The organism is Nocardia vulneris, assembly GCF_001613425.1.
In the GTDB taxonomy this organism is placed as follows: Bacteria; Actinomycetota; Actinomycetes; order Mycobacteriales; family Mycobacteriaceae; genus Nocardia; species Nocardia vulneris.
This window is the reverse complement of the sequence record NZ_BDCI01000008.1, coordinates 72,731-87,597: the sequence shown is the minus strand read 5'-3', so window position 1 is coordinate 87,597 and position 14,867 is coordinate 72,731. Positions and strand designations below refer to the sequence as shown.

The following is a 14,867-nucleotide window of genomic DNA, read 5'->3' as shown; positions in this document are numbered from 1 at the left end:
ATGAGGGTCCGATCGAGCCGAACACTGGCACCGCGCTGTGCGATCGCGTTGGTCGCGCTGTCCCTCATCGCGGCGGGCTGCGCCGCGGACGACGGCGGCTCGGTCAGCGGGGTGACCAGCGCGCTGGGCAGCACCAGCGATATCAACCCGAAGGACCCCGCCGAGCTACGGGACGGCGGCAATCTGCGGCTGCCGACCACGGCGTTCCCGGCGAACTGGAACACGCTGTCCATCGACGGCAACGACGGTGAGATCGCCGATATCGAACGGCCGTTGATGCCACGCGCGTTCCACACGAACGCGGCCGGCGAGCTCACCATCAACAAGGACTACTTCACCGACGTCCAGCTCACCAGCACCGAGCCGCAGGTGGTCACGTACACGATCAACCCGAAAGCCGTGTGGTCCGACGGTAATCCGATCACCTGGGAGGACATCGCGGCGCAGGCGAAGGCGCTGGACGGCACCGACAAGCGCTATCTGATCGCCATCACCGTCGGCTTCGACCGGGTGGCGAAGGTGGAGCGCGGCGTCGACGACCGGCAGGCGGTCATCACCTTCAAACAGCCGTTCACCGAGTGGCGGGGGCAGTTCGCCGGGAACATGTCGCTGTTCCCCAAGTCGGTCACGGCCGACCCGGAGACCTTCAACAAGGGCCTGGTCGACAACATGGGGCCGACCGCGGGTCCGTTCCTGGTCCAGTCGACCGATCGCGGCCAGGGCCGGATCGTCTTGGGCCGCAACCCGAACTGGTGGGGCGACAAGCCCAAACTCGACACCATCACCTACAGCGTGCTCGACAGCACCGCCTGGGTGCAGGCCGTGCAGAACAACGAACTCGACGCCGCGCTGCTGCGCACCCTCGACGACGTGACCACGCTGCGGCGGTCCTCGGATGTCGCCATCCGGCGCGCGCCCGGTAATCGCTGGCGCCACATCACCTTCAACGGCGCACCCGGCTCCATCCTCGCCGATCCCGCACTGCGCGTGGCGATCTCGAAGGCGATCGACCGGCAGGGCATCGCGAACGCCGTCCAGAACGGGCTGGTAGAGCAGCCGAAACCGCTGAACAGCCACGTCTTCCTGGAAGGCCAGGCGGGCTACCGGGACAACAGCCTCGGCTTCGACCCGGCCGCCGCCGCAAAGGAACTCGACGCGCTCGGCTGGAAACTCAACGGCGACACCAGGGAAAAGGACGGCCGCAAGCTAGAGATCCGCGACGTCATGTACAAAGACGACGTCTGGGTGCAGATCGCGCAGATCATCCAGCAGAACCTGGCCCAGATCGGCGTCAAGCTGGTGATCGACACCAAGCCCGGCGCAGGCTATTTCACCGATGTCATCATCCCGGGCAACTTCGACGCCGCGCAGTTCATCTTCGTCGGTGACGCGTTCCCGTTCAGCAGCATTCCGCAGACCTACGGGTTCCATCCCGGCGACTGGCAGAACAACTTCGGCCAGATCGGCTCGCCGGAGCTCAACGACCTCATCGATCGCACCCTGTCCGAACTGGACCCGAAGAAGGCGATCGAACTCGCCAACGAGGTGGACCGCAAGGTGTTCGAGGAGGGACATTCGCTGCCGCTGACCCAGTCCGAAGGCAACTGGGGCGTGCGCGCCGATATCGCCAACTTCGGGTCACCGGGGCTGGCGTCGTACGACTACACCAAGATCGGATTTGTGAAGTGAGCCAAGCCGCACCCGGCCGGACCTCCCTGTGGAGACGTTCGGCCGCAACCAGATTCGCTGTTCCGATGGTCGCGCTCGGCCTGCTCGTCAGTGCTTGCGCGAGCTCCGACGACGACGGCCACGCACAAGGTGAGACGGGCGCGCTGAGCACGACCAACGACATCAACCCCAAGGGGCGCGACGAATTACGCGACGGCGGCAACCTGCGACTGGCGACATCGGCGATTCCGGAGAACTGGAACACGCTGTCCATCGACGGCAACGATGCCTCGATCAGCAGCATCCTGCGGCCCACCATGCCGCGCGCCTACCGGACCGATGCGGCGGGCAAGCTGACGATCGATACCGACTACTTCACCGATATCCAGCTCACCAGCACCAACCCGCAGGTCGTGACCTACACGATCAACCCGAAAGCAGTGTGGTCGGACGGATCGCCGATCACCTGGGAGGACATGCGCGCTCAGGGCGCCGCGCTGAACGGTGCCGACAAGCAGTTCCTGGTCGCGCAGTCGTTCGGCTTCGACCGGGTGGCGAAGATCGAACGCGGTGCCGACGACCGGCAAGCCGTCATCACCTTCAAACAGCCCTACGCGGAATGGCAGGGGCAATTCGCCGGTGAGGCGTTCCTGTTCCACCGGTCGGTGACCGCGAACCCGGAAGCGTTCAACAAGAGCCTGATCGACGGCATCAAGCTCACCGCCGGGCCGTTCATCGTGCAGTCGGTCGATCGCACCCAGCGCCGCGTGGTGCTCGGCCACAACCCGAACTGGTGGGGTGAGAAGCCGAAGCTCGACACCATCACCTTCAGCGTGCTCGACTCCGCCGCCATGATTCCCGCGTTGCAGAACAACGAGATCGACGCCGTCGGGCTCGGCACCATCGACGACGTGCGCACCGCGAAGAACACCCCCGGCATCGCGATCCGCCGGGCGACCAGCAACTTCTGGGGTCACCTGCGCTTCAACGGGGCACCCGGCGCCATCCTCGCCGATCGGCAACTGCGCATTGCGGTGTCGAAGGCGATCGACCGGCAGGGCATCGTCACCGCCATCCACAACGGGATGGTGGAGAATCCGAAACCGTTGAACAGTCACGTCTTCCTCGCCGGACAGGTCGGCTACCAGGATAATTCGGCGCCGATCGCGTATGACCCCGCCGCAGCCGCGCGGATGCTCGACGAGCTCGGCTGGAAGCTCAACGGCGATGTCCGGGAGAAAGACGGCCGCAAACTCGAGATCCGCGACGTCATGCTCAACAGCCAGGGCTGGGTTCAGATGGCGCAGATCATGCAGCAGAATCTGGCCCAGGTCGGCGTCAAACTGATCATCGACACCCGGCCCGCCCAGGGCCTGTTCACCGATGTCATCCGTCCGGGCAACTTCGACGTCGCCCAGTTCTCCCTGGTCGGCGACGCGTTCCCGATCGGTGACCTCGCCCAGCTGTTCGCGTACAACCCCGATGACCTGCAAGGCAATTACGGCCGCATCGGTTCGCCGGAACTCAACGCGCTCATCGAACGCACCGTCTCCGAACTCGATCCGCAGCAGGTGATCGAACTGGCCAACGAGGTCGACCGGAAGATCTTCGAAGAAGGGCATTCCCTGCCGCTCTACCAAACCCCCGGCAACGTCGGCGTCCGCGCCGAACTCGCCAACTACGGTGCGGCTGGACTGGCGTCTTACGACTACACCAAGATCGGTTTCGTCAAGTGAACTGCCCCTACGACTGCTCGGAGATCGGATTCGTGAAATGAACTCACCCGCACGGAAGTCCCGCAGTATCCGTTGGATCGGCGTGCGATGCGCCGCGCCTGCCGTCGCCTTGGCGCTGATCGTGGCCGGATGTGGTTCGGGCGACGAGCCGGAGACGAGCTCGGTCGGTATCGGCGCGGTCAACGACGTCAATCCGAAGGACGCAAGCGAGCTGCGCGACGGTGGCAATCTGCGGCTTACCCTCACTAATTTTCCGGCGACATTCAACGCTCATCACGTCGACTCCGATGGCGAGGCCTCGGATCTGATTTCGTGGGCGATGCCGGGCACCATCACCTCGAACGCGGCCGGCGAAATCTCGGTCGACCACAACTTCTTCACCGACGTGAAGCTGACCAGCACAGAGCCGCAGCAGATCACCTACACCATCAATCCCAAAGCGATCTGGTCGGACGGGTCCCCGATCACGTGGGAGGACATGCGGGCGCAACACCGAATTCCAGGTAGCGGCGACGCAGGGCTACAGCCGCGTCGACAAGGTGGAACGCGGAGTCGACGATCGGCAAGCGATCGTCACCTTCGGAAAGCACTACGCGGAATGGGAGGGCCTGTTCAATCCGCTCTACCCGAAGGCGTCGATGGCGACGCCACAGGCCTTCAACGACGTCGACCGTAACAACCTGCCGGTGTCCTCCGGGCCGTTCACGATCACCTCGATCGATAAGGCGCAGCAGCGGATCGTGCTGAGCCGCAATCCGAAATGGTGGGGTGACACACCCAAACTCGACACCGTTACCTTCAGCGTGCTCGATTACTCGGCCAGGATCAGCGCGTTGCAGAACAATGAACTCGACTACGCCACCGTGTCCGGCATCGATGAGGTGAAGACCGCGACAAACTCGCCGGGGATCAAGGTGCGTCGCGCTCCGCGTCCGACGTTCTCGCACTTCACCTTCAACGGTGCGCCCGGCTCGATTCTCGCGGATCCGAAACTGCGCGTGGCGATCTCGAAGGCCATCGACCGGCAGGGTATCGCGACCGCGACGCAGAACGGGGTGGTGCAGGATCCGAAACCCCTGAACAACCACATCTTCATGGAAGGTCAGAAGGGCTACCAGGACAACTCCGCCGTAGTCGGCTATGACCCCGATGCCGCCGCGCGCATGCTCGACGAATTGGGCTGGAAACTCAACGGGGATGTCCGGGAAAAAGACGGCCGCAAACTCGTGATTCGCGACGTGATGTACCAGCAGGATGCCTGGGTGCAGATCGCGCAGATCGCGCAACAGAACCTTGCGAAAGTCGGCGTCAAACTCGAGATCCAGACGGTTCCCGGCAACGGCTTGTTCACCGACGTCGTCGACCCGGGCAACTTCGATGTCGTCCAGTTCACCTGGTCCGGAAGCATCTTCCCGCTCGGCGCGCTGCCGCAGATCTACGCATACGATCCCGCGGTTCCCCAAAGCAACAAGGGCAAGATCGGCACGCCGGAACTGAATGCGCTGATCGAAGAGGTCATTTCGGAACTCGATCCGCAGAAAGCGGTAGAGCTGGCGAACAAGGCTGACCGGATGATCTTCGAAGAAGGCTTCTCGCTGCCGATCGTGCAGTCGCCGGGTGCCGTAGCGGTCCGCGACAACCTCGCCAACTACGGCGCTTTCGGCCTCGCCTCGGTCGACTACACGAAAGTCGGTTTCGTGAAGTGACTTTCGGATCAGGCCACCCCCTGGCCTATCCGATCGGTGTGACGATCGGCGCCCTGGCGGTTTGTTTCGCCTGGGCGCCGTTCGGCGATCCGGACCAGGTGGCGGCGCTCGCCACGGTGGGGCTGGGGATCGCCGGGTATTCCGGCTACCGGATCGGCGTCGCGCGGGGGCTTTTCGCCTGCTGGCCGGGGGGAACGGCACGCGAGGTCGGTGTTTCGCGGATTCGGCAGCAGTATCGGCTGGTCAGCCGATCCTGGTTGGAGGTCAGTGGAACCGGCAGGCCGCGTTGGCTTCCCGTCTACTTCGACCCGGTCCTGTTGACGCTCACCGAAGACCGCGCCGAACTCACCGACCACACCATCCACCTCGCGGGTCACCGCCTCTATCCCTCGGGCCGCATCCGCGCCACCGAACCCCCGGGCCGCCTCGTGGACAATCCGTCCCGCCCCGACCCCGCCGCCCCGGTCCACACCGCCACCCGCCTGCGCCGCCGCCTGCTCTTCGACGCCCAGCCCACCGTCGCAGCCCCTTTCGCTGCCCTGCTCTGGATCTACATAGACGGCGGCGACCTCATCACCTTCTTCGCCGCCACCACGGTCGCCGCAGCCGCCGCCCTCTGGCTGGCCGCCATCCGCGGTTCCGACCCCAGCTGAAACCGCGACGGACTCGCAACACTCCTGCATTGCCGCACGCGCCCTGACGCGCGGAATGTGGTTGTGCGACAACTGCCCTCTGACCGGCCGCCATCTGTGGATCCCCCCCAGCTGAAACGGCGATGGACTCGCAACGCTTCTGCCCAGCTGCACGCGTCCTGAGGCACGGAATGTGGTTGTGGGACAACTGCTCTCTGGCCGGCCGCCATCTGCGGTTCCGGCCTCAGGTTGAATCCGCGACTCGCAACGCTGTTGCCCAGCCGCACGTGTCCTGGCGTGCGGAATAGGTTATGCGACAGCAGAAGAGGTTCGGGCGATCCGAGGCAGCGCGTCGGCTCAGGTCATCGAGTGTCGACGTGGATACTTGGCATTTCGTCGCGGGGAGAAGGGGACTCGATGACGCGGACGGGCGAGGTGGCGCAGGACCGGCTGCCCAAGGACTTTCCTCGGCTGTGGGGAGCGTTCGCGGTCAGTCAGCTCGGGAGTTCGCTGAGCATGGGGGCTTTGCCGCTGATCGCGATCGTGGTGCTGGAGGTGTCGGATCTTCGGGTTGCCCTGCTCGCAGCGTTGTCGGCGGTGGTCGGGGCGGTGGTCGCGGTGCCGCTCGGGCCGTTCGTCGAGTTCCATCGGAAGCGGCCGATCATGATCGGCGCGGACCTGCTGTGTTTCGGCGCGCTCGCGACCGTGCCCGCGACGATGGTGTTCGGCGGATTGAGTTACGGGCAGCTGTGTTTCGTGGCCACGGCGCAGGTGCTCGGCACCATGGTGTTCAGTGCGGCCAGTGGAGCGCATCTCAAAGCGCTGGTGCCCCCAGCGCTGTTGACCGCGGCGAACAGCAGGTTCGAGTCGACCTTCTGGACCGTCGGAGGGCTCGGCGCGCCGGTCGGCGGTGTGCTGATCGGGGTGTTCGGGGCAGGGGTCGCCGTGCTGCTCGATGCGGTCAGTTTTCTGGTGTCCGCGTTGGGGATTCGCTCGATGCGGACGCCGGAGCCCGCACCGCCGGAGGCGTCGGGTGAGCAGCGGTGGGCCGCCGAACTCCGTGGTGGCTGGTCCTACATTTTCCGGCACCGCACGCTGCACGCGCTGTTCTGGAACGCCATGGTTTTCGGTGGTGCGATCCGGCTCAGCGGTCCGCTGCTGGCGCTGCTGATGCTGCGCGAACTGCGGCTCGCACCATGGCAGTACGGTCTGGCCCTCGGACTGCCCACCTTCGGTGGGGTGATCGGGTCCTTGCTGGCCAACCGGTTGGTGACCCGTCTCGGGGAACGCTCGGTGCTGCTGGGGTTCGGTGTGCTGCGCACCTGCTGGATGGGTCTGCTGTTGCTCGCCCAGCCCGGCGTCGCGGGACTCGTCGTCATCGTCGGCGCGGAAACGATGCTGCTGTTCAGCGCGGGCGTCTTCAACCCGGTGTTCACCACCTTCCGCATGCGTGCGACCGCCGACCAGTATCTGTCCCGGGTCGGGCTCGCCTGGTCGATCAGTGCCCGCGCCTGCCAACCCCTCTTCATCGCCCTCGGCGGACTGCTCGCCACCTGCACCAGCGTCCGCACCGCACTGTTCTGCGCCGCCTTGGCCCTCCTGTCCAGCGCGGTACTTCTTCCCTGGAGAACCGAGCACGTTTGAGCGGAGTTCACAGACTCTCCATCACGCACGCACCCCTTCGTGTTCCCGCACCTGCTCCGGCCTGCTTAAACGGGTGCGCGGCGTCAGAAAGGGGGCGCGGAGTTGTCGGCGTGCTGGGCGACCTCAGCCATTGGCCGGTGTTCGCGCTGGCGATGCGCGAATTGGTCTGACCACTTGACCTCCTTACCTCTGTGGGTGCAGAGTGGGGGTATGGCGTTGCAACCTGTGGTCAAGCGGTCGGTGTCGGGGGATGTCTTCGAGCAGATCGTGGCGGATGTGCTGAGTGGGGAGTTGGCGCCGGGGGCGACACTGCCGAGTGAGCGGCAGCTGGCCGAGGCGCTGGGGGTGTCGCGACCCGCGGTGCGAGAGGCGTTGCAGCGGCTGGCGGCGGCGGGACTGGTGTCGGTGCGGCAAGGGGATGCGACGACCGTGCTGGACTATCGGCGCGGCGCCGGACTCGAGGTGCTACCCCGCCTGCTCGTACAGGCCGGTGAACTCGACCCCGCCGTAGCGCGCAGCATCCTGGAGGCGCGCCTGCACAACGGCCCCAAAGTCGCCGAACTCGCCGCCGCCCGCTCCGCCCGCACCCACACCGAACCCGACGCCGCCCCATACGCCGACGGCACAGCTACCACCACTCCGTCAGCCGACGGCTCGGGTAGCACCATCTCCACCTCGACATCGAGCGCGACAGACGAGGGCGCCACCTCGCACACGGAGAGCGCCGAGACAACGCCTCCCGCGGGCACAACCGCCTCCTCCACCACCACCCCGGGCGCAACCACCCCTGGCGCAACCACCCCTGGCGCGACCACCCCTGGCGCGACCACCTCGGACAGATCCACCTCCGGCACGACCACCTCCGGCGCAGCTGCTTCGAGCACGAGGCCCTCCGGTGCAACCGCCACCACCGCGGACACCGGCCCCGCCATCGTCGACGCGCTGCTCGCAAGCGTGGAAGCGCTTGCGGCGGAGGGGGATCCGGTGCAGCGGCAGCGGTTGGCGTTGGATTTTTGGGATCACGTGGTGGATGCGGCGGATTCCATCGTGTTCCGGTTGATGTTCAACATGTTGCGGGCCGCTTATGAACCGGCGCTCGTGGCGCTGGCTCCGATCATGTCCGCCGAGGTGGGCAATATCGGGGCGTACCGCGAACTGGCCGCCGCCATTGTGGCGGGCCGGCCGCAAGAGGCCGCCGAGATCGCTCGGGCGCTGCTCGAGCCGGCGACCACCGCTCTGATCGAGGTCCTCGGCGGCCACTGATCACGCTTCATTCGAGGAAGTACCATGACGAAACCCGCAGCTGGGAAACAGGATTCAGCCGCCGGACGCGATCCGGTCGAGGCGAGCGCGCGCGAGCGAGTACGCAAGGACGAGCGGTCGCTGCGCCGGGGACTGACACTCGGAGCGGCGGCGCGGGAGTTCCTGCGCCATCCGTCGCCGTGGCTCATCGGCGGCACGCTGGTCGCGGCGCTGATCGGCCGCATCCTGGTCGGCGACTGGCAGGTGACCGACGCCATGGTGCCCGCGGTGATGCTGGCGGTGTTCCCGGCTTTCGAATGGATCGTGCACGTCACCGTCTTGCATTGGCGGCCACGGCAGCTCGGCCCGATCGCGATCGACAGCGAGCTGGCGCGTAAACACCGCGAGCACCATGTGGATCCGCGCGATATTCCGTTGATCTTCATCCCGACCAAGACCCTCTCGGTGCTGGTGGTCGTTCTGATCGCGTTGGCGCTGTTCGCGTTTCCGCGCCTCGGGCTCGGCCTGACCTTCCTGCTGACGATCACGGTGCTCGGCCTCGGCTACGAGTGGACCCACTACCTGATCCACACCGACTACAAGCCGAAAGGCGCGCTCTACCGAGCGGTTTGGCGCAATCATCGGCACCACCACTACAAGAACGAGCACTACTGGTTCACCGTCACCACCTCCGGCACCGCGGATCGCCTCTTCGGCACCCACCCCGACCCCGCGACCACCGAAACCTCCCCCACCGCCCGCCACCTTCACGCCTCGTAGTCGTCGAGGGGGAATTGGTGGCGGCGTCGGCCGAGTAGGCCCCGCCACCAGTTCCCCCTCGACGGACCAGACCGCCGCGCAGCGCTGCGCGGCGGTCTTTCTCGTTGTGTGACGTGGCGCATTCGGGGATTCGCCGCCACCGGCTTGACTTAGTACCCTAGGGGGGTATGGTAATCACCGAGAGCGAGCCGACAGCGCAGGAGGAGACCGATGAGCACCGTGACGATTCCCGGACCGAGCTGCCGTCCCCACTGCCGCACTGCCTGACCCGGAAACGGAGCATCCGATGAACACGTCCACCAAGTTCGCCGGTTTCGCCCTGGGCCTGGCCGCCGTCTTCGGGATCGCACTCGCGACCGGCGCGGCACTCGGCCCCGACGGAGCCACTGATTCGACACACGAGGCCGGGCCCGCGCCCGCCGACCAAGCACCTGGAGGAATGATGAGCACCGAAAGCGGATACACGCTGCGGCTCGATACCCCGATCACCACTGCGGCGCAATCGGTTCCGCTGCGGTTCCGCATCCTGGACCAGGACGGCACGCCGCTCACCCGCTACACCCGCGCACACGACAAAGACCTGCACCTGATCGTGGTCCGCCGCGACCTGGCCGGTTTCCAGCATGTGCACCCGGTGCTCGGCGCGGACGGCACCTGGAGCGTCCCGGTGAATCTGACTCGCGCGGGCGACTATCGGGTCTTCGCCGATTTCACCCCGGCAGGCGGCGCGAACCTGACCCTCGGCACCGACCTGCGCGTCGCCGGCGCCTACGACCCGCAGCCGCTGCCCGCACCCGCGCCCACCAGCACGGTCGATGGTTACGCCGTCACGCTCGACGGCACGGTCGCGCCCGGCCAGGCCTCGAAGGTGACGCTGACGGTACGCAAAGACGGTACGCCCGTCACCGACCTGCAGCCCTACCTCGGCGCCTACGGCCACCTGGTCGCACTGCGCAGCACCGACCTCGGCTACCTGCACGTACATCCGGACGGCGCACCCGGCGACGGCGTCACCCCGGCCGGACCGGGTATCACGTTCTACGTGACCGCACCGACCGCGGGCGATTACCGGCTGTTCCTGGACTTCCAGCACGACGGCGTGGTCCGTACCGCGGAATTCACGTTGACCGTCGCGCCGGGCGTCGCCGCCGACCCCGCGCCGGACGGCCACGGCACCCACGCCACCGCCGGCCACGGCCACTGACCTGCCGATCCACCACTGTGCCGCAGAGAATGGAGCACACAATGACCACCGCGACGCAACCACCCGGCACCGGGCAGGTCGAACTGGTGATCGGCGGCATGACCTGCGCATCCTGCGCCAACCGCATCGAGAAGAAGCTGAACAAACTCGACGGTGTCACGGCGGCGGTGAACTACGCGACCGAGAAGGCGCGGGTCGACGTCACCGGCGATGTCTCGCCCGCCGAGCTGATCGCCACGGTCGAGCAGGCGGGGTACAGCGCGACCCTGCCCACCCCCGCCCCTACGGAAACCGCTGCCGCGGAACCTGATCCGACCGCCTCGTTGCGAACCAGGCTGCTGGTCTCGCTGGTGCTCACCGTGCCGGTGATCGCGATGGCGATGATCCCCGCCTTGCAGTTCACCAACTGGCAGTGGCTCTCGCTCACGCTGGCCGCGCCGGTCGTGGTGTGGGGCGCGCTGCCGTTCCATCGGGCGGCATGGGCCAACCTGCGCCACGGCACGGCGACCATGGACACGCTGGTGTCGATGGGCACCCTCGCCGCCTTCGGCTGGTCGCTGTACGCGCTGTTCTGGGGCACCGCCGGGACGGCGGGCATGACGCACCCGTTCGAGTTCACCATCTCCCGGATGGACGGTTCGGGCAGCATCTACCTAGAAGCCGCGGCGGGCGTCACCACCTTTATCCTGGCCGGCCGCTACTTCGAGGCCCGGTCCAAGCGACAGGCCGGCGCCGCGCTGCGCGCGCTGCTCGAGCTCGGCGCCAAAGAGGTCTCGGTGCTTCGCGACGGTGCGGAGCAGCGAATTCCGGTGGAGCAGTTGGTCGTCGGCGATCGGTTCGTAGTCCGGCCCGGCGAGAAGATCGCCACCGACGGCGTGGTGCTGGAGGGGTCCTCGGCGGTCGACGCCTCGATGCTGACCGGCGAATCGGTGCCGGTCGAGGTGGGCCCAGAGGACACCGTGGTCGGTGCGACGGTGAACGTCGGCGGGCGAATCGTGGTGCGCGCCACCCGGATCGGCTCGGACACCCAGCTGGCGCAGATGGCGAGACTGGTCGAGGACGCGCAGACCGGCAAGGCGCAGGCGCAGCGACTGGCCGACCGGATCTCCGGGATCTTCGTGCCGATCGTGCTGGCGCTCGCGGTCGCGACGCTCGGATTCTGGCTCGGCACCGGCGGTTCCGTCGCGGCGGCCTTCACCGCGGCGGTCGCGGTGCTGATCATCGCCTGCCCGTGCGCGCTCGGCCTGGCCACGCCGACCGCGTTGCTGGTGGGCACCGGTCGCGGCGCGCAGCTCGGCATCCTGATCAAGGGCCCCGAGGTGCTGGAGTCGACCAAGCGCGTGGACACCATCGTGCTGGACAAGACCGGAACCGTCACCACCGGCCGGATGACCCTGCTCGACGTGGTCGCGGCCGACGGCGAAGACGCCGACGAGGTGCTCGCGCTCGCCGGGGCGCTGGAGGATTCGTCCGAGCACCCGATCGCGCAGGCGATCGCCAAGGGCGCCAGGGAACGTGGCGATCTGGCCGCGGTCGAAGGCTTCGAGAACATCGAAGGGCTCGGTGTGCAGGGCGTGGTCGACGGACACGCGGTGATCGTCGGCCGGGCCCGGCTGCTCGCGGACTGGTCCCAGCAGTTGGGCGCCGATCTGGAACAGGCCATGCAGGCTGCCGAGACGGACGGTAAGACCGCGGTCGCGGTGGGCTGGGACGGACGCGCGCGCGGCGTGCTGGTCGTCGCCGACGCCGTGAAACCGACTTCGGCCGAAGCGATTTCGCAGCTGCGTGCGCTCGGTCTGGCCCCGATCATGCTGACCGGCGACAACAAGGCGGCCGCGGCGGCGATCGCCGCCCAGGTCGGGATCGACGAAGTGATCGCGGAGGTGCTGCCGCAGGACAAGGTCGACACCGTCAAGCGATTGCAGGCCGCAGGCAAGGTGGTCGCGATGGTCGGTGACGGCGTGAACGACGCCGCGGCCCTGGCGCAGGCCGATCTGGGCCTGGCCATGGGCACCGGCACCGACGTCGCGATCGAGGCGAGCGACCTGACCCTCGTCCGCGGCGACCTGCGCGCCGCCGCCGACGCGATCCGGTTGTCCCGCAGGACCCTCGGCACCATCAAGGGCAACCTGTTCTGGGCCTTCGCCTACAACGTCGCCGCGATCCCGTTGGCCATGGCCGGGCTGCTGAACCCGATGCTGGCCGGTGCGGCGATGGCGTTCTCGTCGGTGTTCGTCGTCAGCAACAGCCTGCGGCTGCGCGGATTCCGTTCCACCGCAGCGTGATACCCCGGATGGGACGGCACCCAGAACGTGCCGTCCCATCCGGGGTCTACTGCAGAATGCCGCTGTTTCCCAGCACCATCGCGGCACTTCCGGTGGCCCATGCCGCGGCGGCACTTCCCGTCGCGGCCAGCAGCGAGAGCAGAATCATGAGGTCGACCCTTCCGTAGAGCGATGTCCGTACCCGAAAAGTACTGTCGCGCAACGGCTCTCTACAACGATCAGGGTCGAACTCTCGGCAACCTCCCGTCCACCTGCCAGCCAACTCACAGGACCGGGTCGCACTAGGTGATGGTCACGCGCGCAGCCGCCACGCCGGGGTCCGAGCTCTGCCTCTCGGTCTCCGCCTACCTGAACCTTTGCACTACGCATTCGGAACTGCGAACGCGTCCGGACGGGAACACGCGATGGATCAGTGGTCGCGGGCGGCGCGGCGGCGGGCGAGTTCTTCCTGTTCGAGGATGGCGGCCTGGTCGAGGGTGGGGGCGGTGCCGCCGAGGCGGGCGGGGACCCAGCGGGCGCCGGGCTCCATCGGATAGTCGTGCTGGGCCTGGGTGAGCAGGGTGGACATCGCGGTGCGCAGGGTGGCGGTGAGGGTTTCGGCGGGTTCTGCGGCGGGGATGGGCGAGCCGACCCGGATGTTGATCGGAAAGTTGTGGCGGCCCAGCTTTTTCGGGATGTCCTTGGTCCACACCCGGTGGGCGCCCCAGATCACCACCGGGACGATCGGCACGTCCGCCTCGATCGCCATGCGCGCGGCCCCGGACTTGAATTCCTTCAACTCGAAGCTGCGGCTGATGGTGGCCTCGGGATAGACCACGACCAGTTCGCCGTCGCGCAGCGCCTGCACCGCGCGGCCATAGGATTCGGCGCCCGCGGTGCGGTCCACCCCGATGGCCTTGCAGTGCTTCATCAGAAAGCCGACGATGCCGTGTTCCAGCTCGGCCTTCATCATGTATCGGACGTTGCGGCCGGACTTGCGGCCGACCAGCCCCACCTCCATGAAGTCCAGGTACGCGGTGTGGTTCACGGCCAGCACGGCCCCGCCGGCCTGCGGGATGTGCTCCTGGCCGGCGATATCGATCCGCAGGCCCTGCACCAGGAATATGGTGCGGACCAGGCCGGTGAGTAGGTCGTAAACCGGTTCCCGCGCCATCCGAAACTCTCCGCTGCTACGAGGCCGACTTCTTGCGTGCGGCCTTTTCCGCGGCCTCGGCGGCGTCGAGCGCGTCGGCCTCTTCCAGGGTAGGAGCGCTACCGCCGAGCCGGGCCGGGACCCAGTACGCGCCCGGCTCGTGCACGTAGTCCTTTTGCAGGTCGAGCAGCATTTCCTGCATGGTCGCACGCAGTTTCGCGGTCAGTTCCGCGGCGGGCTCGAACGGCGCGATGGGTGCGCCGACCGCGATGGAGATCGGGGTGTTGGTGCGACCCAGACGCTTCGGGAAGCCCTTGGTCCACACCCGCTGCGCGCCCCAGATGACGATCGGGATGATCGGCACGTCCGCCTCCAGCGCCATGCGCGCGGCACCGGACTTGAACTCCTTGATCTCGAAGCTGCGGCTGATCGTCGCCTCCGGATAGACCCCGACGAGTTCACCACGTTGCAGGTACTCGACCGCGGCCTTGTAGGAGTCGGCGCCCGCGCCCCGGTCCACCGGAATGTGCTTGAGCGCGCGCATGATCGGGCCGGAGATCTTGTCGTCGAAGACCTCTTTCTTGGCCATGAACCGGATGTAGCGCTTGGGCGTGCGCACCGGCAGCCCCGCGTAGGTGAAGTCCATATAGCCGGTGTGGTTGACCGCGAGCACGGCACCACCCTGCGCGGGGATATGTTCATCGCCCTTGACGGTGAACTTCAGCCCCTCGACGAAGAAGACGGTTCGGGCCAGGCCGATGATCGTGCGGTAGACGGGTTCCACAATTCCGCTAGCGTAGTCGCAGACTGTCCCATCCGGCAGTGCGCCATCACGATG

9 protein-coding genes and 3 pseudogenes are annotated in these 14,867 nt (G+C 67.0%); 10 read left to right on the top strand and 2 right to left on the bottom strand.

Annotated features, from left to right (window positions below):
- The 10 genes and pseudogenes from NVU01S_RS11670 to NVU01S_RS11630 all read left to right on the top strand — a co-directional run bounded on the left by NVU01S_RS11670 (position 1) and on the right by NVU01S_RS11630 (position 12,897).
- Positions 1–1,689, top strand: coding sequence for an ABC transporter family substrate-binding protein (locus NVU01S_RS11670; protein ID WP_043679431.1), 1,689 nt, complete (start codon positions 1–3; stop codon positions 1,687–1,689).
- Between the two features lie 65 nt (positions 1,690–1,754).
- On the top strand, positions 1,755–3,404 hold the full coding sequence (locus NVU01S_RS11665; protein ID WP_052281233.1) for an ABC transporter family substrate-binding protein: 1,650 nt from the start codon (positions 1,755–1,757) through the stop codon (positions 3,402–3,404).
- Positions 3,405–3,441: 37 nt separating this feature from the next.
- Positions 3,442–5,110: pseudogene (locus NVU01S_RS11660) on the top strand (ABC transporter family substrate-binding protein).
- Positions 5,107–5,763 (top strand): hypothetical protein, encoded by a 657-nt coding sequence (locus tag NVU01S_RS11655; RefSeq protein WP_052281232.1) that lies wholly within the window; start codon positions 5,107–5,109, stop codon positions 5,761–5,763. Before NVU01S_RS11660 ends, NVU01S_RS11655 begins: the two are co-directional and overlap by 4 nt.
- 396 nt (positions 5,764–6,159) lie before the next feature.
- Entirely contained in the window at positions 6,160–7,386 is a 1,227-nt protein-coding gene (locus NVU01S_RS11650; protein ID WP_043679428.1) for an MFS transporter, read from the top strand.
- 210 nt (positions 7,387–7,596) lie between these two features.
- Positions 7,597–7,965, top strand: a pseudogene (locus tag NVU01S_RS11645) (FadR/GntR family transcriptional regulator); the annotation flags it as partial.
- Positions 7,966–8,328: 363 nt separating this feature from the next.
- Positions 8,329–8,649, top strand: a pseudogene (locus NVU01S_RS43315) (FCD domain-containing protein); the annotation flags it as partial.
- Positions 8,650–8,673: 24 nt separating this feature from the next.
- Positions 8,674–9,408, top strand: coding sequence for a sterol desaturase family protein (locus NVU01S_RS11640; protein ID WP_244467488.1), 735 nt, complete (start codon positions 8,674–8,676; stop codon positions 9,406–9,408).
- Positions 9,409–9,694: 286 nt separating this feature from the next.
- Positions 9,695–10,612 (top strand): DUF8832 domain-containing protein, encoded by a 918-nt coding sequence (locus tag NVU01S_RS11635; RefSeq protein ID WP_043679425.1) that lies wholly within the window; start codon positions 9,695–9,697, stop codon positions 10,610–10,612.
- Between the two features lie 41 nt (positions 10,613–10,653).
- Positions 10,654–12,897, top strand: a complete 2,244-nt coding sequence (locus NVU01S_RS11630) for a heavy metal translocating P-type ATPase (RefSeq protein WP_043679422.1) — start codon at positions 10,654–10,656, stop codon at positions 12,895–12,897.
- A gap of 409 nt (positions 12,898–13,306) precedes the next feature.
- On the opposite strand, the gene NVU01S_RS11625 is transcribed toward NVU01S_RS11630, so the two are convergent.
- Positions 13,307–14,050: a lysophospholipid acyltransferase family protein gene (locus tag NVU01S_RS11625; RefSeq protein ID WP_043679419.1), complete on the bottom strand. Its 744-nt coding sequence runs from the start codon at positions 14,048–14,050 to the stop codon at positions 13,307–13,309.
- 16 nt (positions 14,051–14,066) lie between these two features.
- Complete coding sequence (locus NVU01S_RS11620) at positions 14,067–14,813, bottom strand: lysophospholipid acyltransferase family protein (protein ID WP_042262543.1); 747 nt, start codon at positions 14,811–14,813, stop codon at positions 14,067–14,069.
- Between the last annotated feature and the right edge of the window lie 54 nt (positions 14,814–14,867).

Excerpts from the sequence above, each read along its gene's own strand:
- NVU01S_RS11670 (WP_043679431.1), top strand. The coding sequence starts at position 1 with ATGAGGGTCCGATCGAGCCGAACACTGGCACCGCGCTGTGCGATCGCG.
- NVU01S_RS11665 (WP_052281233.1), top strand. The coding sequence starts at position 1,755 with ATGGTCGCGCTCGGCCTGCTCGTCAGTGCTTGCGCGAGCTCCGACGAC.
- NVU01S_RS11650 (WP_043679428.1), top strand. The coding sequence starts at position 6,160 with ATGACGCGGACGGGCGAGGTGGCGCAGGACCGGCTGCCCAAGGACTTT.
- NVU01S_RS11640 (WP_244467488.1), top strand. The coding sequence starts at position 8,674 with ATGACGAAACCCGCAGCTGGGAAACAGGATTCAGCCGCCGGACGCGAT.
- NVU01S_RS11635 (WP_043679425.1), top strand. The coding sequence starts at position 9,695 with ATGAACACGTCCACCAAGTTCGCCGGTTTCGCCCTGGGCCTGGCCGCC.
- NVU01S_RS11630 (WP_043679422.1), top strand. The coding sequence starts at position 10,654 with ATGACCACCGCGACGCAACCACCCGGCACCGGGCAGGTCGAACTGGTG.
- NVU01S_RS11625 (WP_043679419.1), bottom strand. The coding sequence starts at position 14,050 with ATGGCGCGGGAACCGGTTTACGACCTACTCACCGGCCTGGTCCGCACC.